This window comes from Streptomyces sp. NPDC002580 (assembly GCF_042889485.1).
Taxonomy (GTDB): domain Bacteria; phylum Actinomycetota; class Actinomycetes; order Streptomycetales; family Streptomycetaceae; genus Streptomyces.
In genome coordinates this window covers 1206260-1228499 of record NZ_JBIAQZ010000001.1, presented here as the reverse complement: position 1 = coordinate 1228499, position 22240 = coordinate 1206260, and the positions used below count along the sequence as shown (strand labels likewise).

The following is a 22240-nucleotide window of genomic DNA, read 5'->3' as shown; positions in this document are numbered from 1 at the left end:
CGGACGGCCGAAAGCGGAACTCAGGGCCAAGGGCCTGACCTAGTGCGCCGCGGACTCCCAGTCCGGGCCGGAGCCGACCGAGACGTCCAGCGGGGCGCGGAGCCGGACCGCGGACGCCATCTCGTGGCGCAGCAGTTCCTCGGTCCTCTCCCGCTCGCCGGGGGCGATCTCCAGCACGATTTCGTCATGGACCTGGAGGAGCATGCGGGACGTGAGGTTCGCCTCGCGCAGCGCCCGGTCCACGTTCAGCATCGCGATCTTGACGATGTCGGCGGCCGTGCCCTGGATGGGCGCGTTGAGCGCCATGCGCTCGGCCGCCTCGCGGCGCTGCCGGTTGTCGCTGTTGAGGTCCGGCAGATAGCGGCGGCGCCCGAAGAGCGTCGCCGTGTAACCGGTCGCCCGGGCCTCGTCGACCGCCCGGCGCAGATAGTCCCGTACGCCGCCGAACCGCTCGAAGTACGTGTCCATCAGCCCGCGGGCCTCGCCCGCCTCGATGTTCAGCTGCTGGGACAGGCCGAACGCCGACAGTCCGTAGGCGAGGCCGTACGACATCGCCTTGATCTTGCGGCGCATCTCGGCGTCGACCGCGGACCGCTCCACGGAGAACACCTGGGAGGCGACGGTGGTGTGCAGGTCCTCGCCCGAGGTGAACGCCTCCAGCAGGCCCTCGTCCTCCGACAGATGGGCCATCACCCGCAGTTCGATCTGGCTGTAGTCCGCGGTCATGAGGGACTCGAAGCCCTCACCGACCACGAACCCGCGGCGGATCGCGCGGCCCTCGTCCGTGCGGACCGGGATGTTCTGCAGGTTCGGATCGGTCGACGACAGCCGGCCGGTCGCCGCGACCGTCTGGTTGTAGGTGGTGTGGATGCGACCGTCGTCGGCGATCGACTTGATCAGACCCTCGACGGTGACGCGCAGCTTGGCCTGCTCCCGGTGCCGGAGCATGATCACGGGCAGGTCGTTCTCGGTCTGCGTCGCCAGCCAGGCCAGGGCGTCCGCGTCCGTCGTGTAGCCCGTCTTCGTCTTCTTGGTCTTCGGCAGGGCCAGCTCGCCGAAGAGGACTTCCTGGAGCTGCTTGGGCGAGCCGAGGTTGAACTCGTGCCCGGCGGCCGCGTGCGCCTCCTTCACGGCCTGCTGCACGGCCCCCGCGAACATCTGCTCCATGGCTTCCAGATGCGCGCGGTCCGCGGCGATGCCGTGCCGCTCCAGGCGGGCCAGCAGACTGGACGTGGGCAGCTCCATGTCACGCAGCAGGTCGGCCGCGCCGACCTCCTGGAGCTTCTCCCCGAACGCCTCGCCCAGGTCGAGGATCGTGCGGGCCTGCGTCATCAGCGCGTCGGCCTCGGCCTGCTCGTCCGTGCCGAACGCGAGCTGGCCGTCGGCCGCCGCGGCGGGTCCGAGTTCCCGGCCGAGGTACTCCAGGGACAGCGCGTCCAGGGCGAAGGAGCGGCGGCCCGGCTTGACCAGGTAGGCGGCGAGCGCGGTGTCCATGCTCACGCCCTCGATGGTCCAGCCGTGCTCGGCGAAGACCCGCATCGCACCCTTGGCGTTGTGCATGACCTTGTGCGCGCCGGGATCGGCGAGCCACCGCGCGAACGCGTTCTCGTCGGACTCGTCGAGCTGCGACGGGGCGAACCACACGGCCGCGCCGGCCCCGGCCGCGAGGGCCACCTCGGCGACGGAGCCCGTGCCCAGCGCCCACGAGTCGACCGTGGACACGCCCAGGACCGACGTGCCGTGCTCGGCGAGCCACGGCTCCAGCTCGCCCGCGCCCAGCACCACGCCGTCGATCTCGACGCCCTCGACGACCGGCCGCGTCTCCTCCGCCTCCCCGGCCCCCGGGTCCACGGCCAGAAGCCGCTCGCGCAACGAGGGGTTACGGATCTCCAGGGTGTCCAGGACCATCGCGAGCGCCGTACGGTCGTACGCCGCCCGCTCCAGGTCGGTGACCGTCCGGGGCAGCTCGACGTCCTTCACCATCTCGGTGAGACGGCGGTTGAGCTTCACCGCCTCCAGGTGGTCGCGCAGGTTCTGCCCGGCCTTGCCCTTGACCTCGTCGACCCGCTCGACCAGCTCCGCGAACGAACCGAACTGGTTGATCCACTTCGCGGCCGTCTTCTCGCCGACCCCGGGAATGCCGGGCAGGTTGTCCGACGGGTCGCCGCGCAGCGCCGCGAAGTCGGGGTACTGGGCCGGTGTCAGCCCGTACTTCTCGAAGACCTTCTCCGGGGTGAACCGGGTCAGCTCGGAGACGCCCTTCGTCGGGTACAGCACCGTCGTGTGCTCGGACACCAGCTGGAAGGAGTCACGGTCGCCGGTGACGATCAGCACGTCGAAGCCCTCGGCCTCGGCCTGCGTGGCCAGCGTCGCGATGATGTCGTCGGCCTCGAAGCCGTCCACCGCGAACCGCTGCGCGTGCATCGCGTCCAGCACCTCGCCGATCAGCTCGACCTGGCCCTTGAACTCGTCCGGGGTCTTCGACCTGTTCGCCTTGTACTCGGGGAACTCCTCGGAACGCCAGGTCTTGCGCGAGACGTCGAACGCCACCGCGAAGTGCGTGGGCGCCTCGTCGCGCAGCGTGTTCGCCAGCATCGACGCGAAACCATAGATGGCGTTCGTCGGCTGCCCCGTCGCGGTGGTGAAGTTCTCCGCGGGCAGCGCGAAGAACGCGCGGTAGGCGAGCGAGTGCCCGTCCATGAGCATCAGGCGCGGACGGCCCGTACCTGCGGTGTTCTCGGTCTTCTTCGATGCTGTTTCTGCCACGCCCCCGATCCTGCCACGCCCCACTGACATCGAGAGCCGTCCCGGCCCGCCCCGCCCTCCCCCCGCCGGAAATCCCACGGCCCGGCCCGGCCGCCGGAAGCCGGCCGTGCAAAAATCGATGGCATACGAAACGAACGCACGACGAGGTGCGCACGCGAAGGGGTTCAGCGATGGCCAGCAAGCCGCCCAGCAGCGATCCGGTCCAGGACGCACCGCAGGTAGCCGAACCTAAGCACGCGGCGGCCGGACTCCCCGCCATCGGGCACACCCTGCGCATCGCCCAGCAGCAGATGGGCGTGCGCCGCACCGCGCTCACCCTGCTGCGCGTCAACCAGAAGGACGGCTTCGACTGCCCGGGCTGCGCCTGGCCCGAGCCGGAGCACCGGCACACCGCGGAGTTCTGCGAGAACGGCGCGAAGGCGGTCGCCGAGGAGGCCACCCTGCGCCGGGTCACCCCGGACTTCTTCGCCGCGCATCCCGTCTCCGACCTCGCGGTCCGCAGCGGCTACTGGCTCGGCCAGCAGGGCCGTCTCACCCACCCCATGTACCTCCCCGAGGGCGCCGACCACTACGAGCCCATCGGCTGGGACCGCGCCTTCGACATCGTCGCCGAGGAACTCGCGGCGCTCGGCTCCCCCGACGAGGCCCTCTTCTACACCTCGGGCCGCACCAGCAACGAGGCCGCGTTCCTGTACCAGCTGTTCGCCCGCGAACTCGGTACGAACAACCTGCCCGACTGCTCGAACATGTGCCACGAGTCGTCCGGCTCGGCCCTCAACGAGACCATCGGCATCGGCAAGGGCAGCGTCCTGCTCGACGACCTCTACCAGGCGGACCTGATCATCGTCGCCGGGCAGAACCCGGGCACGAACCACCCCCGCATGCTGTCGGCCCTGGAGAAGGCCAAGGCGAACGGCGCGAGGATCATCACGGTCAACCCGCTCCCCGAAGCGGGCATGGAACGCTTCAAGAACCCGCAGACCCCCCAGGGCATGATCAAGGGCGCCGCTCTCACCGACCTCTTCCTCCAGATCCGCCTCGGCGGCGACCAGGCCCTCTTCCGCCTGCTGAACAAACTCGTCCTCGACACCGAGGGCGCCGTCGACGAGACGTTCGTCGCCGAGCACACCCACGGGTTCGAGGACTTCGCCCGGGCCGCCCGCGAAGCCGACTGGGACGAGACCCTCACCGCGACCGGCCTCACCCGCGACCGGATCGACGAGGCCCTGAGCATGGTCCTCGCCTCGAAGCGCACCATCGTGTGCTGGGCCATGGGCCTCACCCAGCACAAGCACTCCGTGCCGACCATCCGGGAAGTCGTCAACTTCCTGCTGCTGCGCGGCAACATCGGCCGCCCCGGCGCGGGCGTCTGCCCGGTCCGCGGCCACTCGAACGTGCAGGGCGACCGCACCATGGGCATCTTCGAGCGCCCCGCCCCCGCCTTCCTCGACGCCCTGGAGAAGGAGTTCGGCTTCACCGCGCCCCGCGAACACGGCTACGACGTCGTACGGGCCATCCGCGCCCTGCGCGACGGCGACGCCAAGGTCTTCTTCGCCATGGGCGGCAACTTCGTCTCCGCGTCCCCCGACACCGAGGTCACCGAGGCGGCCATGCGCCGCGCCCGGCTGACCGTGCACGTCTCCACCAAGCTCAACCGCTCGCACGCCGTCACCGGAGCCCGCGCCCTCATCCTGCCCACCCTCGGACGCACCGAGCGCGACCTCCAGGGCGGCGGCGAACAGTTCGTGACCGTCGAGGACTCCATGGGCATGGTGCACGCCTCACGGGGCCGCCTGGAGCCCGCGAGCCCCCATCTGCTGTCCGAGCCCGCCATCGTGGCCCGCCTCGCCCGCAGGGTCCTCGGGGAGCGCAGCACGACCCCCTGGGAGGAGTTCGAGAAGGACTACGCGAGCATCCGCGACCGCATCGCGCGCGTGATCCCCGGCTTCCAGGACTTCAACGCGCGCGTCGCCGACCCGGCCGGCTTCGCCCTCCCGCACGCCCCGCGCGACGAACGCCGCTTCCCCACGGCCACCGGCAAGGCCAACTTCACCGCTGCGCCCGTCGAGTACCCCGAACTCCCCGAGGGCCGCCTGCTGCTGCAGACCCTGCGCTCGCACGACCAGTACAACACCACCATCTACGGACTCGACGACCGATACCGGGGCATCAAGAACGGCCGCCGCGTCGTCCTCGTCAACCCCGAGGACGCCCGCGCCCTGGACGTGGCGGACGGCTCGTACGTCGACCTGGTCGGCGAGTGGAAGGACGGAGTGGAACGGCGCGCGCCCGGCTTCCGCGTCGTGCACTACCCGACCGCCCGGGGCTGCGCGGCCGCCTACTACCCGGAGACCAACGTCCTGGTCCCTCTCGACGCGACCGCCGACACCAGCAACACCCCCGCCAGCAAATCCGTCGTCGTCCGTCTGGAACAATCGACGACCGACTGAGCGTTCGCTCAGCAGGAGAAACCACGACGAAGTGGTCCACGACGAACGGAGCCGGGCCCCATGGGCGAGCAGCACACCCCGAAGTTCCCGCAAGAGGTCCTCGACGAGTACACCGCGCTCGGCGTCGACCTGCCCGCCCTCTTCTCCGCCGGCCACCTCGGCAACCGCATGGGCGTCCAGATCACCGAGGCCTCCGCGGAGCGCGTCGTGGCCACCATGCCGGTGGAGGGCAACACGCAGCCCTACGGCCTCCTGCACGGAGGAGCCTCCGCCGTCCTCGCCGAGACCATCGGCTCCGTCGGCGCCATGCTCCATGGCGGCATCTCCAAGATCGCCGTCGGCGTCGACCTGAACTGCACCCACCACCGCGGCGCGCGCTCCGGCCTCGTCACCGGCGTGGCCACACCCGTCCACCGGGGGCGCACCTCGGCGACGTACGAGATCGCCATCAGCGACGAGGACGGCAAGCGCGTCTGCAGCGCCCGGCTCACCTGCATCCTCAAGGACGCGCCCCAGAGCTGACACCCGGCGGACCACCGGCCACCAGGACCCGGCCCACGCGAGCACACGGGCCGGTCCGAGGCCGTACACCCGGCGCCGCCTCCCCCGGGCGACGCGGCTCAGCCCGGTGAGCGTGCCTTCGCCCGGCGATCACACCCTGCGCCCGACGAGCAGGTCAGCCCCGACCTGCCGGAACACCCACGGGCGCAACCCCCGCCACCGCGGCCGAACCCCCACCCCGCACCGCCTGTCGGCGGAGCCGCGTCCTCCGTCCTGGCGTGAGACACGACCGGCATCGGGCCCGTCGAGCCGTACCGCCGCCAAGAAGCCGACGGCCCCCATCAGGACCCGCCCACCGACGTTCCGAGGTCGAACCCCTCCCACCTCCGCGCCCGTTGGGCCGCACTCCCGCGCGCACACCGAATCTTCACCAAAACCTTGATCATCGTCGCGACCGCAACCGCCGGCCTCCTCGCCCGCGCCCCGCGCAGCCCACCGACACCACGCCGAACCCCCACCCCTGGCCCGCCGGCGTCACGACCCTCCGCCACGAGGCCGCGGACCCGGCCCCGCCACCTTCCGCTTCGAGATCGGCATCGCCCGCGGCACCCCCGTCACCGTCCGCCAAGTAAGCGCCGGACCAACCCAGTTGAGGGCCACCATCACACCCCGGCTGCCACTGACAGTAAGGGCCGGAAATCCGCGGCCGGTCACCGTACGCATCTCCGTATACGACTGCGCCGCACCGCCGCCCGCGATCAGGCTCCCCCACCTCGACCTGCTCATCAGCAACAAGACAGCACAGCAACAGCAAAGCCTTCTCTTCAGCGGTGCCTGCCCGCACGATCCGTGGACCACCCTGAGTGCCCTCTGTCACCCCAACCGGCGCGCCCGCAAACGCACTTCACCCGCCCGGCACACCCACGACCACCTCACGCCGCGGTAACAGTCGGTTACCTGTGCCGTAACGAAGCAATGCCCGCACCGCGCGGCACCCCGCACCACGCCCCCGGCGGCACATCTCACCGACACCGCGACGACGGCTTCCGCTCCCCGCCACGAACCCGGATCAGCGCGTTCTCAGCATGCGAACACACAACCGTCACCGACCGGCACACCGAAATGCTCCGATCGTCCGCCCCACGCCCAAGAGGGCGCCCCCCGCATAACAAGAGCGTCACAGCCTTCCCCACGCTCCTCCACACTCCCCCTACCTGCGCTTATAGTCACGGCCAGTCACCGCGCCGCCGGGCGCGTCACTGCACGGCCCTGCTTCACAGGTACGGCCCGGCGAATCACACGGCCCCCACCCTGGGGTGCCGCGCCAGGGAGAGGATTCAACGTGCGACAGCGTTCTATGGTCATACTCACCGCCGTGCTCACTACGGGAGCACTCACGCTGACCGCCTGCGGCTCGCGCGACGACAGCGGCGACGGCAAGGACAGCGGCAAGAAGACCGAGATCATCATCGGCGTCGACGCGCCGCTGACCGGTGCCAACTCGGCCACCGGCCTCGGCATCCAGGGCGGCGTCCAGATCGCCGTCAACGACGCCAACAAGAACAACACCGTTCCCGGTGTGACCTTCAAGGTCCAGGCGCTCGACGACAAGGCGATCCCGGCCTCCGGCCAGGCCAACGCCACCCAGCTCGTCCAGGACGAGAAGGTCCTCGGCGTCGTCGGCCCGCTGAACTCCGGCGTCGCCACCCAGATGCAGCAGGTCTTCGCCACCGCCGGTCTGGTCGAGATCTCGCCGTCCAACACGGCCCCCGAGCTCACCCAGGGCAAGAACTGGCAGACCTCCAAGTCCCGCCCGTTCAAGACCTACTTCCGCACCGCCACCACCGACGCCCTCCAGGGCGGCTTCGCGGCCGAATACGCCTACGGCACCCTGAAGAAGCGCAAGGTGTTCGTCGTTGACGACAAGCAGACCTACGGAGCCGGCCTCGCCAAGCTCTTCAAGGCCGGCTTCACCGAGGCCGGCGGCAAGGTCGCGGGCGAGGACCACGTCAACACCGGCGACACGGACTTCTCCGCTCTCGTCACCAAGATCAAGAGCGCCAAGGCCGACCTCGTGTACTACGGCGGCCAGTACGACGAGTCGGAGAAGCTCACCAAGCAGCTCAAGGACGGCGGAGTCAAGATCCCGCTGTTCGGCGGTGACGGCATGTTCACCCCGACCTACATCGAGACCGCCGGCAAGACCTCCGAGGGCGACCTCGTCACCTCGGTCGGCCAGCCCGTCGACTCCCTGCCCTCCGCCGCCGACTTCATCAAGAAGTACAAGGCCTCCGGCCTCAAGGGTGACTACGGCACGTACGGTGGCTACTCCTACGACGCCGCCACGGCCATCATCAAGGCCATCGGCAACGTCGTGAAGGACGGCAAGATCCCGGACGGCGCCCGCGCCAAGATCGTCGACGAGGTCCAGAAGACCAAGTTCGACGGCATCGCCGGCCCGGTCTCCTTCGACGAGTTCGGTGACACCAACAACAAGCAGCTGACGGTGTACCAGGTCGTCGACGGCAAGTGGAAGGCCGTCAAGAGCGGTACGGCCAAGGGCTGATCCTCACCACCACCCAGCAGCACCCGGGCCACTCCGGCGGATCGGTCCGAACCAGGCACGACGCACCAACAGCGACGAAAGCCCGGACCGATCCACCGGACAGGCCCTCAGCACAACCCAGGGCCGCGCGGCCACGACCACACGTCACCGCGCGGCCCGCTTCATACGCCCTTCCCAACTCTCCCCACCACATGGAGGCCACGCGGTGAACACCCTGCCGCAGCAGCTGGCCAACGGGCTGTTCCTCGGCTCGATGTACGGGCTGATCGCCATCGGCTACACGATGGTGTACGGCATCGTCCAGCTCATCAACTTCGCCCACGGCGAGATCTTCATGACCGGCGGCTTCGGCGCACTCTCGGTCTACCTGTACGTTCTTCCAAACGGCACATCCATGTGGATAGCCCTCCCGGCGATGCTGATAGGCGGCGGAATCGTCTCCGTCCTCATCGCCGTCGGGGCCGAACGCTTCGCCTACCGACCCCTGCGCGGAGCACCACGCCTGGCGCCACTGATCACCGCCATCGGCCTGTCCCTCGCACTCCAGCAGGTCGTGTTCAACGGGTACCCGGACGCCAAGACGGACATCAACTTCCCGCAACTCCCGTTCGGCCCCGTGCACATCGGCTCGGTCAGCATCCAGAGCGGCTCCGTCTTCGTCATCATCGCCGCCCCCCTGTGCATGGCCGCCCTCGCCCTGTTCGTCAGCCTCTCCCGCACCGGCCGCGCCATGCAGGCCACCGCGCAGGACCCTGACACCGCACAGCTCATGGGCATCGACACCAACCGCATCATCGTCATCGCCTTCGCCATCGGCGGCTTCTTCGCCGCCGTCGCAGCCGTCGCCTACGGCCTGCGCTACGGCACGGTGAAGTACGACATGGGCTTCCAGATGGGCCTCAAGGCCTTCACCGCGGCCGTCCTCGGCGGCATCGGCAACATCTACGGCGCCATGATCGGCGGCCTCGTCCTCGGCCTCGCCGAGACCATGGCCACCAGCTACATCGACGGCATCCCCGGCATGCAGCAGCTCGGCGGCGGCGGCTGGTCCTCCGTCTGGGCCTTCGTACTCCTCATCCTCGTACTGCTGTTCAGGCCACAAGGCCTCATCGGCGAACGCGTCGCGGACAGGGCGTGAGCACCATGGCAACCACCGAGACCACCACCGCCGAGCGCGGCCTGATCGCCCTCCCCGAGAGCGCCGCCCGCCCGCTCATCGCCTTCGGCGCCGTCGCCACCGTCGCCAGCACGTTCATGTCCTGGACCTACACGTCCGAATTCCCCGGGGACCTCACCTACTACGGCTCCCCGGCCGGACTCCAGGTCCTCGCGCTCGTCGCCGGCGTCCTCACCCTGCTGTTCGCGCTCACCCTGTGGAACGTCCGCGGCCTCGGCTGGCTCAACCCGGCGGGCGCCACCCAGCCCGTCGTCCTCGCCGCCGCCTCCGCGTTCGCCGTCAGCTGGTTCACGGCCATCGCCATCGCCGTCGACCTCAAGGGCCTCGTCGCCCTCGAACCCGGCGCCTACGTCGCCGCCGTCGGCTCCCTGATCGCCCTCCTCGGCACCCTGGCCCTCCCCAAGCCCGGTGACACCTTCAAGGACTACGTCACCAAGCCTGGCCTCATCCCGCCGATGGGCAAGCTCGCCGGCTGGGCCGAGCGCCTCATCATCACCGGCGCCACCGTCGTAGCGCTCATCGCCTTCACCTACGGCATCGGCGTCGACCCCGACGCGAGCGAAACGTTCCTGGGCTACCTGCTCCTCGTCATCTTCGGCACCTGGTCCCTGATCGCCGCCGGACTCTTCGACCGCTTCGCCCAGCTCAACGCCCGCAACAAGGGATTCGCCACCACCCTGGCGTTCCTCGCCGCGGCGATCTTCCCCATCGTCGAGAGCAACGAGCACAACGCCAACCTCGGCGTGAACATCCTCATCGTCGGAACCGTCGCCCTCGGCCTCAACATCGTCGTCGGCCTCACCGGACTCCTCGACCTCGGATACGTCGCCTTCCTCGGCGTCGGCGCCTACGCCGCCGCCCTCGTCTCCGGCTCCGAGTTCTCCCGCTTCGCCGGCGTCCAGTTCCCCTTCTGGGCCGCCATGCTCACCGGCATGGCCGCGTCGCTCGTCTTCGGCGTCCTCATCGGCGCCCCCACCCTGCGACTGCGCGGCGACTACCTCGCCATCGTGACCCTGGGCTTCGGAGAGATCTTCCGCATCGCCGTCAACAACCTCGACGGCGCCTCCGGACCCAACATCACCAACGGCCCCAACGGCATCTCCATGATTCCGGACCTCAACATCTTCGGGTTCGACTTCGGTGCCACCCACGACCTCGGCATCGCCGTCCTCGGCCGCTTCGCGAACTACTTCCTGCTGATGCTGCTCATCACCGGACTCGTCGTCGTGGTCTTCAGCCGCGCCGCCGACTCCCGGATCGGCCGCTCCTGGATCGCCATCCGCGAGGACGAGACCGCCGCCACGGCCATGGGCATCAACGGCTTCCGCGTCAAGCTCATCGCCTTCGCCCTCGGCGCCTCCCTCGCCGGCCTCGCCGGCACGGTCAGCGCCCACGTCGGCTACAGCGTCAACCCGGCCCCGTACCAGTTCGCCGGCTCCGTGCCCCCGAACTCCGCGTTCCTGCTCGCCGCCGTCGTCCTCGGCGGCATGGGCACCGTCAGCGGCCCCATCCTCGGCGCCACCCTGCTCTACCTCCTCCCTGAGAAGCTCCAGTTCCTCAAGGAGTACCAGCTCCTCGCCTTCGGCGTCGCGCTCGTCATCCTCATGCGCTTCCGCCCCGAAGGCATCATCGCCAACCGTCGCAACCAGCTCGAGTTCCACGAGAGCGACGCTGTCGACGAAACCGTCCACATCCCCGAACAAGGCCTGCCCGACTCCACCGTCGGCGTCACCAAGGCAGGGGCGTAACCAACATGACCACCACCACAGCCCCCAGCCCCGTCCTCGAAGCCACCGGCGTCACCATGCGCTTCGGCGGCCTCACCGCCGTCCGCAACGTCGACCTCACCGTCAACGCCGGAGAGATCGTCGGCCTCATCGGCCCCAACGGCGCGGGCAAGACCACCTTCTTCAACTGCCTCACCGGCCTCTACGTCCCCACCGAGGGCAAAGTCGCCTACAAGGGCACGGTCCTGCCCCCGAAGCCGCATCTGGTCACCAGCGCCGGCATCGCCCGCACCTTCCAGAACATCCGGCTCTTCGCCAACATGACCGTCCTGGAGAACGTGCTCGTCGGACGCCACACCCGCACCAAGGAAGGCCTCTGGTCGGCCCTCCTGCGCGGCCCCGGCTTCCGCAAGGCCGAAGCGACCTCCCGCGAACGCGCCATGGAACTGCTGGAGTTCATCGGCCTCGCCCACAAGGCCGACCACCTCTCCCGCAACCTCCCCTACGGCGAACAGCGCAAGCTCGAGATCGCCCGCGCCATGGCCAGCGAGCCCGGCCTCCTCCTCCTGGACGAGCCCACCGCAGGCATGAACCCCCAGGAAACCCGCGCGACCGAAGAACTCGTCTTCGCCATCCGCGACCGCGGCATCGCCGTCCTCGTCATCGAGCACGACATGCGCTTCATCTTCAACCTGTCCGACCGCGTGGCCTGCCTCGTCCAGGGCGAGAAGCTCGTCGAGGGAACGTCCGACGTCGTCCAGGGCGACGAGCGCGTCATCGCCGCCTACCTCGGCACCCCCTTCGAGGGCGCCCCCGGCGAGGAGGAACTCGCCGAGGTCGAAGCCGCCGAGGCCGCCACCGCGGCGACCGAGGACACGGCGAGCACCGAGGAGACCGCGACGGCCGACGAGGCCACCGCGGCCCCCGAAGCCACCGCCGCCGAGGACACGGTCGAGGACACCGTGTCCGGGACAGCCGAAGACACCACGGAAACCCCGGAGACCGAGCCCGCCTCGGAGACCGAGCAGACCGAGGAAGCCACCGAGGCCCCCGAAGCCTCCGAGGCGCCCACCGCGTCCGACGACACCGACGCACAGGGCAGCACCAGCAAGGAAGGAAGCGCCCAGTGACCGCACTGCTCGAGGTCGAAGACCTCAAGGTCGCCTACGGCAAGATCGAAGCCGTCAAGGGCATCTCCTTCACCGTCGAAGCCGGCCAGATCGTCACCCTCATCGGCACCAACGGCGCCGGCAAGACGACGACCCTGCGCACCCTCTCCGGGCTCCTCAAGCCCAGCGGAGGCCGCATCCTCTTCGACGGCCAGCCCCTCGCCAACGTCCCCGCCCACAAGATCGTCTCCCTCGGACTCGCGCACTCCCCCGAGGGACGCCACATCTTCCCCCGCCTCACCATCACGGAGAACCTCCAGCTCGGAGCGTTCCTCCGCACCGACAAGGCGGGCATCGAGAAGGACATCCAGCGCGCCTACGACCTCTTCCCCATCCTGGGAGAACGCCGTAAGCAGGCCGCGGGCACCCTCTCGGGCGGCGAACAGCAGATGCTCGCCATGGGACGCGCCCTCATGTCCCAGCCCAAGCTGCTCATGCTCGACGAACCCTCCATGGGCCTCTCGCCGATCATGATGCAGAAGATCCTCGCCACCATCGCCGAGCTCAAGGCCTCCGGCACGACCATCCTGCTCGTCGAGCAGAACGCCCAGGCGGCGCTCTCCCTCGCCGACCAGGCCCACGTCATGGAGGTCGGCAGCATCGTCCTCTCCGGCACCGGCCAGGACCTGCTCCACGACGAGTCCGTCCGCAAGGCCTACCTCGGCGAGGACTGACCCCGGCGACACCCGGCACGCGAAAGAGGCCCGCGCCCTCGGGGGGCGCGGGCCTCTTCGCACGCTCGGACGGATCGGACCGACGGATCAGGGGTCGGCGGATCCGAGGGCCAGGGACTAACCCTTCGACGCCTTCTTCTCCTCGGCGTCCTCGATGACCGCCTCGGCGACCTGCTGCATCGACATACGACGGTCCATCGACGTCTTCTGGATCCACCGGAACGCCGCCGGCTCCGTCAGGCCGTACTCCGTCTGCAGAACCGACTTCGCGCGGTCCACCAGCTTCCGCGTCTCCAGACGCTGCGTGAGATCAGCGATCTCACCCTCCAGCGCCTTCAGCTCCGCGAACCGGGACACGGCCATCTCGATCGCCGGCACCACGTCGCTCTTGCTGAACGGCTTCACCAGGTACGCCATCGCACCCGCGTCCCGCGCCCGCTCGACCAGGTCCCGCTGCGAGAACGCGGTGAGCATCAGGACCGGCGCGATGGACTCCTCGGCGATCTTCTCGGCCGCCGAAATGCCGTCGAGCTTCGGCATCTTCACGTCGAGGATCACGAGGTCGGGCTTGTGCTCACGGGCCAGCTCGATGGCCTGCTCGCCGTCCCCCGCCTCACCGACGACGGTGTAGCCCTCTTCCTCGAGCATCTCTTTGAGGTCGAGACGGATCAACGCCTCGTCCTCGGCGATGACGACACGGGTCGTCAGCGGAGGCACGTGCGACTTGTCGTCGTCGGGCGCGTCTACGGGCTGGGGCGACTCGGGGGCGGTCACGGGGGCTCCTCGTTCAGGGCGGGGACTGCTGACAAGAGCCTACCTAGCTGCGGTAAGGTGAGGGCACGGCGGGTGATCGCTACCCTCTGTTTCAGAGGAAGCCCCGGTAGCCCAGCGGTAGAGGCCATGGATTCAAAACCCATACAGCGTCGGTTCGAATCCGACTCGGGGCACTTTTCCTTGGATGTCAAGGTTGCTAGATGAAAGCGGATGTTCCCGTTCTGGTGAACATCCGCTTTTTACTGCGTGTCGCGCCTCCGCTGTCCACAAAGCGGCCACATGTGCGACATGGGCACACGCAAGCGAGCGCTGGCCCTGCCTGTTCCCCCAGCACGGCCCCGGCAAGAAACACGACCGCAGGATCGCCCTCGAACCCTGGCAGCAGGAGATCGTCGACGTCCACCCATGGGAGTTCGTCCGAGGGCTCATCCACTCCGACGGCTGTCGCATCACCAACTGGACGACACGCGTCGTGGGCGGTGAGCCCGAGCGCTGTGAGTATCCCCGGTACTTCTTCACCAACAAGCCGTCAGACATCATGCGCCTTTTCACCGACACCCTCGACTCGGTCGGCGTCGACTGGAAGCAACCGGACTCCCGCAACAGCTCGGTCGCCAGGAGAGCTTCCGTGGCTCTCATGGACGCCCAGGTGGGCCCCAAGTACCGACCGGCGGCGGGACGGACCCTCCGTCGGCCCGCAGGGGCCCGTCGGACGTGTTGCGGCTACTTGGGGCTGTCGTCCTCGCCGACGTGGTGGACGCGGACCAGGTTCGTCGAGCCGGAGACTCCGGGCGGGGAGCCGGCCGTGATCACGACGATGTCGCCCTTGGCGCAGCGGCCGTACTTGAGGAGGAGTTCGTCGACCTGGTCGACCATGGCGTCGGTGGAGTCGACGTGGGGGCCGAGGAAGGTTTCGACGCCCCAGGTGAGGTTGAGCTGGGAGCGGGTGGCGGGGGTGGGGGTGAAGGCGAGGAGGGGGATCGGGGAGCGGTAGCGGGAGAGGCGGCGGACGGTGTCGCCGGACTGGGTGAAGGCGACGAGGAACTTGGCGCCGAGGAAGTCGCCCATCTCGGCTGCGGCGCGGGCGACGGCGCCGCCCTGGGTGCGGGGTTTGTTGCGGTCGGTGAGGGGTGGGAGGCCCTTGGCGAGGATGTCCTCTTCGGCGGCTTCGATGATGCGGGCCATGGTCTTGACGGTTTCGACGGGGTATTTGCCGACGCTGGTCTCGCCGGAGAGCATGACGGCGTCGGTGCCGTCGATGACGGCGTTGGCGACGTCGGAGGCTTCGGCGCGGGTGGGGCGGGAGTTGTCGATCATCGAGTCGAGCATCTGGGTGGCGACGATGACGGGTTTGGCGTTGCGTTTGGCGAGTTTGACGGCGCGCTTCTGGACGATCGGAACTTGTTCGAGGGGCATTTCGACGCCGAGGTCGCCGCGGGCGACCATGATGCCGTCGAAGGCGGCGACGATGTCGTCGATGTTGTCGACGGCCTGGGGTTTTTCGACTTTGGCGATGACGGGGAGGCGGCGGCCTTCTTCGTCCATGATGCGGTGGACGTCGCGGATGTCTTTTCCGCTGCGCACGAAGGAGAGGGCGACGACGTCGAAGCCGGTGCGCAGGGCCCAGCGGAGGTCGTCCTCGTCCTTCTTGGAGAGGGCGGGGACGGATACGGCGACGCCGGGGAGGTTGAGGCCCTTGTGGTCGGAGACCATGCCGCCTTCGACGACGGTGGTGTGGACGCGGGGGCCGTCGACGGTGGTGACCTGGAGGCAGACTTTGCCGTCGTCGACGAGGATGTGTTCACCGGGTGTGACGTCGGTGGCGAGTCCGCCGTAGGTGGTTCCGCAGGTGAGGCGGTCGCCTTCGGCGCCTTCTTCGACGGTGATGGTGAAGGGGTCGCCGCGTTCAAGGAGTACGGGGCCTTCGGTGAAATGGCCGAGTCGGATCTTCGGGCCTTGAAGGTCGGCGAGGATTCCGACGCTGCGGCCGGTTTCGTCGGAGGCCTTTCGCACGTGGCGGTAGCGCTCCTCGTGTTCGGCGTGGGTGCCGTGGCTGAGGTTGAAGCGGGCTACGTCCATTCCGGCTTCGACCAGGGCTTTGATCTGGTCGTACGAGTCGGTGGCGGGGCCCAGGGTGCAGACAATTTTTGCTCGGCGCATGATTCGAGCCTAGGCCTTACCGGTCGGTAGAGAATTCGTCGCACATGGCTACTCAACAACCTTTGAGTGAAGGGTTATTGACATCTGTTGAATTGGGCGCGGGGGTGCTCCGATGAGCGGGGGCGGCTCCCGGCTTGTCCTGGTGCGTTGTTCCGTCCAGTGTCCACCCGGTGGCGGCCCGGTGTTCGCGCGGTCGCGAGGTGGGTGCGGGACGGGTCCGCGTGGTGACTTTCCGTGATGCTTTCATCCTGGCCTAGAGCTGGGGTGGGGCCATGGTGAAGCGGGCGGTGACCTGGGCGTGGATGTGTTGGCGTTGGGGTTCGAGGTCGAGGGGGGCGGGTTCGTCGTCGGGGCCGGCGCCGCGGGTGCGGCGCGGGGAGCGGGTGGTCTGGGCGGTGAGGGTGTGGGGGTGGGTGTCCTCGTCGTCGGTGTCGGCGAGTTCGAGGAGGGCGGCGAGGGCGGTGTCGAGGGCTTCGGCGTATTCGCGGGCGCGCTGGACGGCTTCGTGGACGGCTTGTCGGCGTGCGGTCCGGTGAGCGGGTGAGTCGGGGCGCAGGGTCCACCAGGGGCCGTCGACGCGGGTGAGTTCGAGGTCGGCGAGGGCGGTGGTGAGTTCGCCGAGTGCGGTGAAGTCGGTGAGTTCGGCGGTGATGTGGACGTGTCCGTGGTAGGCGCGGACGCGTTCTCCGCGGCCGTGCCGGCCGAGTTCGGGGGTGATGGTGAGGGCGCTGGTCGCGAGGTGCTCGACGGCGTCGCCGTGGGTTTTGAGGAGGTCGAGGGCGAGGGTGTTGCGGCGGGTGAGGTCGGTGAGAGTGTCGCGGCGGTCTGCGCCGCGGGCGTTGACGGTGATGTGGATGCGGGCGAGTTCGGGGTCGACTTCGAGGTGGGCTCGGCCGCGGACGGTGATGTGGGGGGTGTCGGGGGTGCCGTAGGGGGCGGCGGGTTGGTTGTGCGGTGAGGCGGGGGGCGGGTTGGGTGCCATACGTCCCACTCTGTCACTGGGTGGGGTGTGCGCGATGCCCTCGGGTCATCAGATGGAAACCTTCTGGGGCTGTTGCCGTGGCGGGTGTTGGGTGAGAATCTACGCGCGTTGTTGACCTTTCCCGAGGAGTTCGTGACATGCCGTTGAATCGCCGGAAGTTCCTGAAGAGGTCCGCTGTGACGGGTGCGGGGGTGGCGCTCGCGGGTGCGGCCGCGGCTCCGGTGGCGCAGGCCGCGGAGTCGAAGAAGGGTTCCAAGCCGGTGAAGCGGTACGCGCTGACGGTCATGGGCACGACCGACCTGCACGGTCACGTGTTCAACTGGGACTACTTCAAGGACGCGGAGTACTCGGACAAGGCGGGGAACGCGCAGGGGCTGGCGCGGATCTCGACGCTGGTGGGTGAGATCCGTGAGGAGAAGGGGCGTTGCAACACGCTGCTGCTCGACGCGGGTGACACGATCCAGGGCACCCCGTTGACGTACTACTACGCGAAGGTGGATCCGATCACCGCCAAGGGTGGTCCGGTGCATCCGATGGCGCAGGCGATGAACGCGATCGGCTATGACGCGGTGGCGCTCGGGAACCATGAGTTCAACTACGGCATCGAGACGCTGCGGAAGTTCGAGTCGCAGTGTCGTTTCCCGTTGCTGGGTGCGAACGCGCTGGACGCGAAGACGTTGAAGCCGGCGTTCCCTCCGTATTTCATGAAGGAGTTCCACGTCCATGGTGCGCCGCCGGTGAAGGTGGCGGTGCTGGGGCTGACGAATCCCGGTATCGCGATCTGGGACAAGGCTTATGTGCAGGGGAAGTTGACGTTCCCGGGGCTTGAGGAGCAGGCGGCGAAGTGGGTGCCGAAGCTGCGTTCGATGGGTGCGGACGTGGTGGTGGTGTCGGCGCATTCGGGGTCGTCGGGGACGTCTTCGTACGGTGACCAGTTGCCGTACGTGGAGAACTCGGCGGCGTTGGTGGCTCAGCAGGTGCCGGGGATCGACGCGATCCTGGTGGGTCACGCGCATCTGGAGATCCCGGAGTTGAAGGTGACGAACACGGCGACGGGGAAGACGGTCGTGCTGTCGGAGCCGTTGGCTTATGCGGAGCGGTTGTCGGTGTTCGACTTCCAGCTGGCGTTCGAGAAGGGCCGCTGGCATGTCGAGTCGGTGGCGGCGTCGGTCCGTAACACGAACTCGGTGGCGGACGATCCGAAGATCACGCGGCTGTTGAAGGACGAGCACGACGTGGTCGTGGCGTACGTCAACCAGGTGGTCGGTTCGGCGACGGAGACGTTGACGACGGTCGAGGCGCGGTACAAGGACGCTCCGATCATCGACCTGATCACCAAGGTGCAGGAGGACGTGGTGAAGGCGGCGCTGGTGGGGACGCAGTACGCGTCGTTGCCGGTGATCGCTCAGGCGTCGCCGTTCTCGCGGACGTCGGAGATTCCGGCGGGGGATGTGACGATCCGGGATCTGTCGAGTCTGTACGTGTATGACAACACGCTGGTGGCGAAGATGTTGACGGGCGCCCAGGTGCGGGCGTACCTGGAGTATTCGGCGAACTATTTCGTGCAGACGGCTTCGGGTGCGGTGGTCGACACGGAGAAGCTGACGAACGCGAACAATCGTCCGGACTACAACTACGACTATGTGTCGGGTCTCGGGTACGACATCGACATCGCGCAGGCGGAGGGTTCGCGGATCAAGAACCTGACGTTCGGCGGGGTGGCGTTGGACGACGCGCAGCAGTTCGTGTTCGCGGTGAACAACTACCGGGCGAACGGCGGCGGCGCGTTCCCGCATGTGGCTTCGGCGACCGAGGTGTGGTCGGAGTCGACGGAGATCCGGACGCGGATCGCGGAGTGGGTGACGGCGAAGGGGTCGCTGGATCCGAAGGAGTTCGCGTCGGTGGACTGGAAGCTGACGCGTGATGGTGTGCCCGTGTTCTAGGGCGTTCATGGTTCAGGTCGGCGGCGTCGGCGCGGTTTTCTCGCGTCGGCGCCGTTTGTCGTGGGCGATCGGGGAGTCCCGGCCTCCGCGTGAACCGATCGGTGGGGCTCGTCCGATGAGGGGATGTGGGGGTGTGGTCATCGGCCGTCGACCAGAGGGATGAGGGGGACGAGGGGGACGAGGGGGGTGATGGTGCGGGTTTCCTGGCGGGCTGCCGGGATGCGGGGGGTTGCTTCGAGGCCGAAGGTGGTGAAGGCGGTTCGGCCGGGGAGGGGGTAGGGGTCCTTGCCGGTGAGGGAGTTGAGGATGGTGGCGCTGCGCCAGGCGGCGAGGCCGAGGTCGGGGGTGCCGACGCCGTGGGTGTGGAGTTCGGCGTTCTGGACGTAGACGCGGCCGGAGACGGAGGGGTCGAGGTCGAGGCGGAACTGGTCGTCGATGGCGGGGCGTCCGGCGTTGTCGCGGCGCAGGTGGGGTTCGAGTCCGGTGAGGAGGGGGGTGATGGGGCGTTCGCGGTAGCCGGTGGCGAGGACGACGGCGTCGGTGGTGAGGCGGGTGCGGGTGCCTTGTTGGACGTGTTCGAGGTGGAGTTCGATCTTGGTGGTGGCGACGCGTCCGGCGGTGCGGACGGTGACGGCGGGGGTGAGGACGGCGTCGGGCCAGGCGCCGTTCAGGGTGCGGCGGTAGAGCTCGTCGTGGATGGCGGCGATGGTGTCGGCGTCGATGCCTTTGTGGAGTTGCCATTGGGCGGCGACGAGCCGGTCGCGGACGGGTTCGGTGAGGGCGTGGAAGTAGCGGGTGTAGTCGGGGGTGAAGTGTTCGAGGCCGAGTTTGGAGTACTCCATGGGTGCGAACGCTTCGGTGCGGGCGAGCCAGTGGATCTTCTCGTGTCCGGTGGGCCGGTTGCGGAGGAGGTCGAGGAAGACTTCGGCACCGGACTGGCCCGCGCCGATGACGGTGATGTGTTCGGCGGTGAGGAACCGGTCGCGGTGTTTGAGGTAGTCGGCGGCGTGGATGACGGGTGCGCCGGGGGCTTCGACAAGGGGTTTGAGGGCTTCGGGGATGTGGGGGGCGGTGCCGACGCCGAGGACGATGTTGCGGGTGTGGGTGCGGCCGGGGGTCGGGGCTTCTCCGTCGGCGGCGAGTTGGGTGAAGTCGACCTCGAAGAGCTGGTGTTCGGGGTTCCAGCGGACGGCGTCGACCTGGTGCCCGAAGTGGAGACCGGGGAGGTTGTCGGCCACCCAGCGGCAGTAGGCGTCGTATTCGGCGCGCTGGATGTGGAAGCGCTCGGCGAAGTAGAAGGGGAAGAGGCGTTCGCGTTCTTTGAGGTGGTTGAGGAAGGTCCAGGGGCTGGTGGGGTCGGCGAGGGTCACGAGGTCGGCGAGGAAGGGGACTTGGAGGGTGGCGCCGTCGATGAGGAGGCCGGGGTGCCAGTCGAAGCCGGGGCGTTGTTCGTAGAAGACGGTGTCGAGTTGGGTGAGGGGGTGGGCGAGGGCGGCGAGGGAGAGGTTGAAGGGGCCGATGCCGATGCCGACGAGGTCGCGGGGGGTTTCGGCGGTGGGGCGCTGGGGGTGGGGCGTCGGGATCATCGGGGTGTGTGTCCTTCCACCAGTTTCAGGAGGGTGGCCAGGTCGCCGGGCCGGGTGTGGGGGTTGAGGAGGGTGGCTTTGAGCCAGCGGCGGCCGTCGAGGGTGGCGCGGCCGAGGACGGCGCGGCCTTCGTTGAGGAGGGTGCGGCGCACGGCGGCGACGGTGTCGTCGGTGGCGTGGGTGGGCCGGAACAGGACGGTGCTGATGACCGGCCGGTCGTAGAGCTCCAGGCCGGGGTGGGCGGTGATGAGGTCGGCGAGTTCGTTCGCGTGGGCGCAGACCTGGTCGACGAGGTGGCCGATGCCGTGGCGGCCGAGTGTTTTGAGGGTGACGGCGATCTTGAGGATGTCGGGGCGCCGGGTGGTGCGCAGGGAGCGGCCGAGGAGGTCGGGGATGCCTGCTTCGGTGTCGTCGTCGGCGTTGAGGTAGTCGGCGCGGTGTCCGAGGGGGGTGAGGTCGGTGGGGTCGCGTACGGCGAGGAGTCCGGCGGCGACGGGTTGCCAGCCGAGTTTGTGCAGGTCGAGGGTGACGGTGTCGGCGCGGGCGATTCCGTCGAGGGCGGTGCGGTGCCGGTCGCTGAGGAGGAGGCCTCCGCCGTAGGCGGCGTCGATGTGGAGGCGGGCGCCGTGGGTGGCGCAGAGGTCGGCGATCTCGGGCAGGGGGTCGATGAGTCCGGCGTCGGTGGTGCCGGCGGTGGCGGCGACGAGGAGGGGGCCGTGGAGCGCGGTGAGGGCGTTGTCGAGGGCCGCCGGGTCGAGGGTGCCGGCGGGGGCGGGGACGACGACGGGTTCGGGGAGGCCGAGGAGCCAGGCGGCGCGGTTCAGGGAGTGGTGGGCGTTGGCTCCGTGGACGAGTTGGACGGTTCCGTGTTTCTCGCGGGCGAGGAGGAGGGCGAGTTGGTTGGATTCGGTGCCGCCGGTGGTGACGAGGGCGTCGGCGTCGGTGTCGTAGACCTCGTGGGCCAGGGTGTGGGTGAGGAGTGCTTCGAGTTCGGAGGCGGCGGGGGCCTGGTCCCAGGAGTCGAGCGATGGGTTGAGGACGGAGGCGGCGAGGTCGGCGGCGGTGGCGACGGCGAGGGGTGGGCAGTGCAGGTGGGCGGCGCACAGGGGGTCGGCGGGGTCGGCGGCGCCTTCGGTGAGGGCGCGGACGAGGGTGTGCAGGGCGGTGTCGCTGCCGTGTGGGGGGAGGAGGTCGCCGACGGTGTCGCGCAGTCGCTGGGCGATCTGTTCGGGTCCTCCGGCGGGGAGGGGGCCGCCGCGTGCGGTGGTGCCTTCGGCGAGTGCGTCCAGGACGGTGTCGAGCAACGGCCGCAGTGCGTGGGGGCCTTGGGGGCCTGAGGCGAGGGGCGGCGTGCTCATGGGTGACCTCCGGTGGACGCGCGGCGGGGTACGTCCCGGTGTGAACGCGTTTTGGGCAGGTGCGCCCGCCAAGGACAACGATTCGGCCCCGGCGGGGGTACTGCCGTGCGGGGAAATTGTGGGGACCGGGAGGGTGCCGCCGGGCGGGGTCGGAGGGTGCCGCGGGCTGTCGTGGTGGGGCTGTGCCCGGTGTTCCGGCGTGAAGGGCCGTGTACGGGAAACGCCGGAGAGGCCGGTGTGCGGCCTCTCCGGCGTATGACGGAGCGGTGTTCGGGACGTTCTCTCCCCGGGCCCCGCTCGCGGAGCGGGGCCCGGGGGCGGACCTGTGTCGGCCGGGTGGCCGGGTGGCCGGGTGGCCGGGTGGCCGGGTGGCCGGGTGGCCGGGTGGCCGGGACGAGTGTCCCTGG

General features: G+C 69.1%; 14 protein-coding genes, 1 tRNA gene and 1 pseudogene. 10 read left to right on the top strand and 6 right to left on the bottom strand.

Features of this window, described 5'->3' with window-relative positions:
* Positions 1–39: 39 nt before the first annotated feature.
* Entirely contained in the window at positions 40–2766 is a 2727-nt protein-coding gene (gene polA / locus ACFYW7_RS05260) for a DNA polymerase I (RefSeq protein ID WP_389497993.1), read from the bottom strand.
* 170 nt (positions 2767–2936) lie between these two features.
* Between polA and ACFYW7_RS05255 the strand changes: the two genes are divergently transcribed.
* The 7 genes from ACFYW7_RS05255 (at position 2937) to ACFYW7_RS05225 (ending at position 13030) form a co-directional block, all read left to right on the top strand.
* Entirely contained in the window at positions 2937–5216 is a 2280-nt protein-coding gene (locus ACFYW7_RS05255) for an FdhF/YdeP family oxidoreductase (protein ID WP_389497990.1), read from the top strand.
* Between the two features lie 60 nt (positions 5217–5276).
* On the top strand, positions 5277–5738 hold the full coding sequence (locus tag ACFYW7_RS05250) for a PaaI family thioesterase (RefSeq protein WP_389497988.1): 462 nt from the start codon (positions 5277–5279) through the stop codon (positions 5736–5738).
* 1336 nt (positions 5739–7074) lie between these two features.
* A complete protein-coding gene (locus ACFYW7_RS05245; RefSeq protein WP_389498594.1) occupies positions 7075–8283 on the top strand; it encodes a branched-chain amino acid ABC transporter substrate-binding protein in 1209 nt (402 codons plus the stop codon).
* Positions 8284–8488: 205 nt separating this feature from the next.
* On the top strand, positions 8489–9421 hold the full coding sequence (locus tag ACFYW7_RS05240; RefSeq protein WP_389497986.1) for a branched-chain amino acid ABC transporter permease: 933 nt from the start codon (positions 8489–8491) through the stop codon (positions 9419–9421).
* Positions 9422–9426: 5 nt separating this feature from the next.
* Positions 9427–11208 (top strand): branched-chain amino acid ABC transporter permease, encoded by a 1782-nt coding sequence (locus ACFYW7_RS05235; protein ID WP_389497984.1) that lies wholly within the window; start codon positions 9427–9429, stop codon positions 11206–11208.
* A gap of 5 nt (positions 11209–11213) precedes the next feature.
* Positions 11214–12317, top strand: a complete 1104-nt coding sequence (locus ACFYW7_RS05230; protein ID WP_389497982.1) for an ABC transporter ATP-binding protein — start codon at positions 11214–11216, stop codon at positions 12315–12317.
* Positions 12314–13030: an ABC transporter ATP-binding protein gene (locus ACFYW7_RS05225; RefSeq protein ID WP_389497980.1), complete on the top strand. Its 717-nt coding sequence runs from the start codon at positions 12314–12316 to the stop codon at positions 13028–13030. Before ACFYW7_RS05230 ends, ACFYW7_RS05225 begins: the two co-directional genes overlap by 4 nt.
* Before the next feature lie 117 nt (positions 13031–13147).
* Here the strand turns inward: ACFYW7_RS05225 and ACFYW7_RS05220 are convergent, their stop codons facing one another.
* Complete coding sequence (locus tag ACFYW7_RS05220; protein WP_389497978.1) at positions 13148–13804, bottom strand: ANTAR domain-containing response regulator; 657 nt, start codon at positions 13802–13804, stop codon at positions 13148–13150.
* A 100-nt stretch (positions 13805–13904) separates the two neighbouring features.
* On the opposite strand from ACFYW7_RS05220, the gene ACFYW7_RS05215 reads away from it, so the two are divergent.
* Both ACFYW7_RS05215 and ACFYW7_RS05210 read left to right on the top strand, forming a co-directional pair.
* A tRNA-Leu gene (locus tag ACFYW7_RS05215) sits at positions 13905–13977 on the top strand.
* Positions 13978–14105: 128 nt separating this feature from the next.
* Positions 14106–14468 (top strand): annotated as a pseudogene (locus ACFYW7_RS05210) (hypothetical protein); the annotation flags it as partial.
* Positions 14469–14527: 59 nt separating this feature from the next.
* Here ACFYW7_RS05210 and pyk read toward each other — a convergent pair.
* Positions 14528–15964, bottom strand: coding sequence for a pyruvate kinase (gene pyk / locus ACFYW7_RS05205; protein ID WP_389497976.1), 1437 nt, complete (start codon positions 15962–15964; stop codon positions 14528–14530).
* Positions 15965–16217: 253 nt separating this feature from the next.
* Complete coding sequence (locus tag ACFYW7_RS05200; protein ID WP_389497974.1) at positions 16218–16946, bottom strand: SIMPL domain-containing protein; 729 nt, start codon at positions 16944–16946, stop codon at positions 16218–16220.
* Positions 16947–17083: 137 nt separating this feature from the next.
* On the opposite strand from ACFYW7_RS05200, the gene ACFYW7_RS05195 reads away from it, so the two are divergent.
* Positions 17084–18889 carry a bifunctional metallophosphatase/5'-nucleotidase gene (locus ACFYW7_RS05195; RefSeq protein WP_389497973.1) on the top strand — a complete coding sequence of 602 codons (1806 nt, stop codon included), beginning with the start codon at positions 17084–17086 and terminating at the stop codon, positions 18887–18889.
* Positions 18890–19026: 137 nt separating this feature from the next.
* Here the strand turns inward: ACFYW7_RS05195 and ACFYW7_RS05190 are convergent, their stop codons facing one another.
* Positions 19027–20475, bottom strand: a complete 1449-nt coding sequence (locus tag ACFYW7_RS05190; protein ID WP_389497971.1) for a lysine N(6)-hydroxylase/L-ornithine N(5)-oxygenase family protein — start codon at positions 20473–20475, stop codon at positions 19027–19029.
* Positions 20472–21833 carry a pyridoxal phosphate-dependent decarboxylase family protein gene (locus ACFYW7_RS05185; RefSeq protein WP_389497969.1) on the bottom strand — a complete coding sequence of 454 codons (1362 nt, stop codon included), beginning with the start codon at positions 21831–21833 and terminating at the stop codon, positions 20472–20474. Before ACFYW7_RS05185 ends, ACFYW7_RS05190 begins: the two co-directional genes overlap by 4 nt.
* Between the last annotated feature and the right edge of the window lie 407 nt (positions 21834–22240).

Bases quoted from the DNA above. Each gene is read 5' to 3' on its own strand.
- ACFYW7_RS05255 (WP_389497990.1), top strand. From the start codon at position 2,937: ATGGCCAGCAAGCCGCCCAGCAGCGATCCGGTCCAGGACGCACCGCAG.
- ACFYW7_RS05250 (WP_389497988.1), top strand. From the start codon at position 5,277: ATGGGCGAGCAGCACACCCCGAAGTTCCCGCAAGAGGTCCTCGACGAG.
- ACFYW7_RS05245 (WP_389498594.1), top strand. From the start codon at position 7,075: ATGGTCATACTCACCGCCGTGCTCACTACGGGAGCACTCACGCTGACC.
- ACFYW7_RS05235 (WP_389497984.1), top strand. From the start codon at position 9,427: ATGGCAACCACCGAGACCACCACCGCCGAGCGCGGCCTGATCGCCCTC.
- ACFYW7_RS05230 (WP_389497982.1), top strand. From the start codon at position 11,214: ATGACCACCACCACAGCCCCCAGCCCCGTCCTCGAAGCCACCGGCGTC.
- pyk (WP_389497976.1), bottom strand. From the start codon at position 15,964: ATGCGCCGAGCAAAAATTGTCTGCACCCTGGGCCCCGCCACCGACTCG.
- ACFYW7_RS05200 (WP_389497974.1), bottom strand. From the start codon at position 16,946: ATGGCACCCAACCCGCCCCCCGCCTCACCGCACAACCAACCCGCCGCC.
- ACFYW7_RS05195 (WP_389497973.1), top strand. From the start codon at position 17,084: ATGCCGTTGAATCGCCGGAAGTTCCTGAAGAGGTCCGCTGTGACGGGT.
- ACFYW7_RS05190 (WP_389497971.1), bottom strand. From the start codon at position 20,475: ATGATCCCGACGCCCCACCCCCAGCGCCCCACCGCCGAAACCCCCCGC.
- ACFYW7_RS05185 (WP_389497969.1), bottom strand. From the start codon at position 21,833: ATGAGCACGCCGCCCCTCGCCTCAGGCCCCCAAGGCCCCCACGCACTG.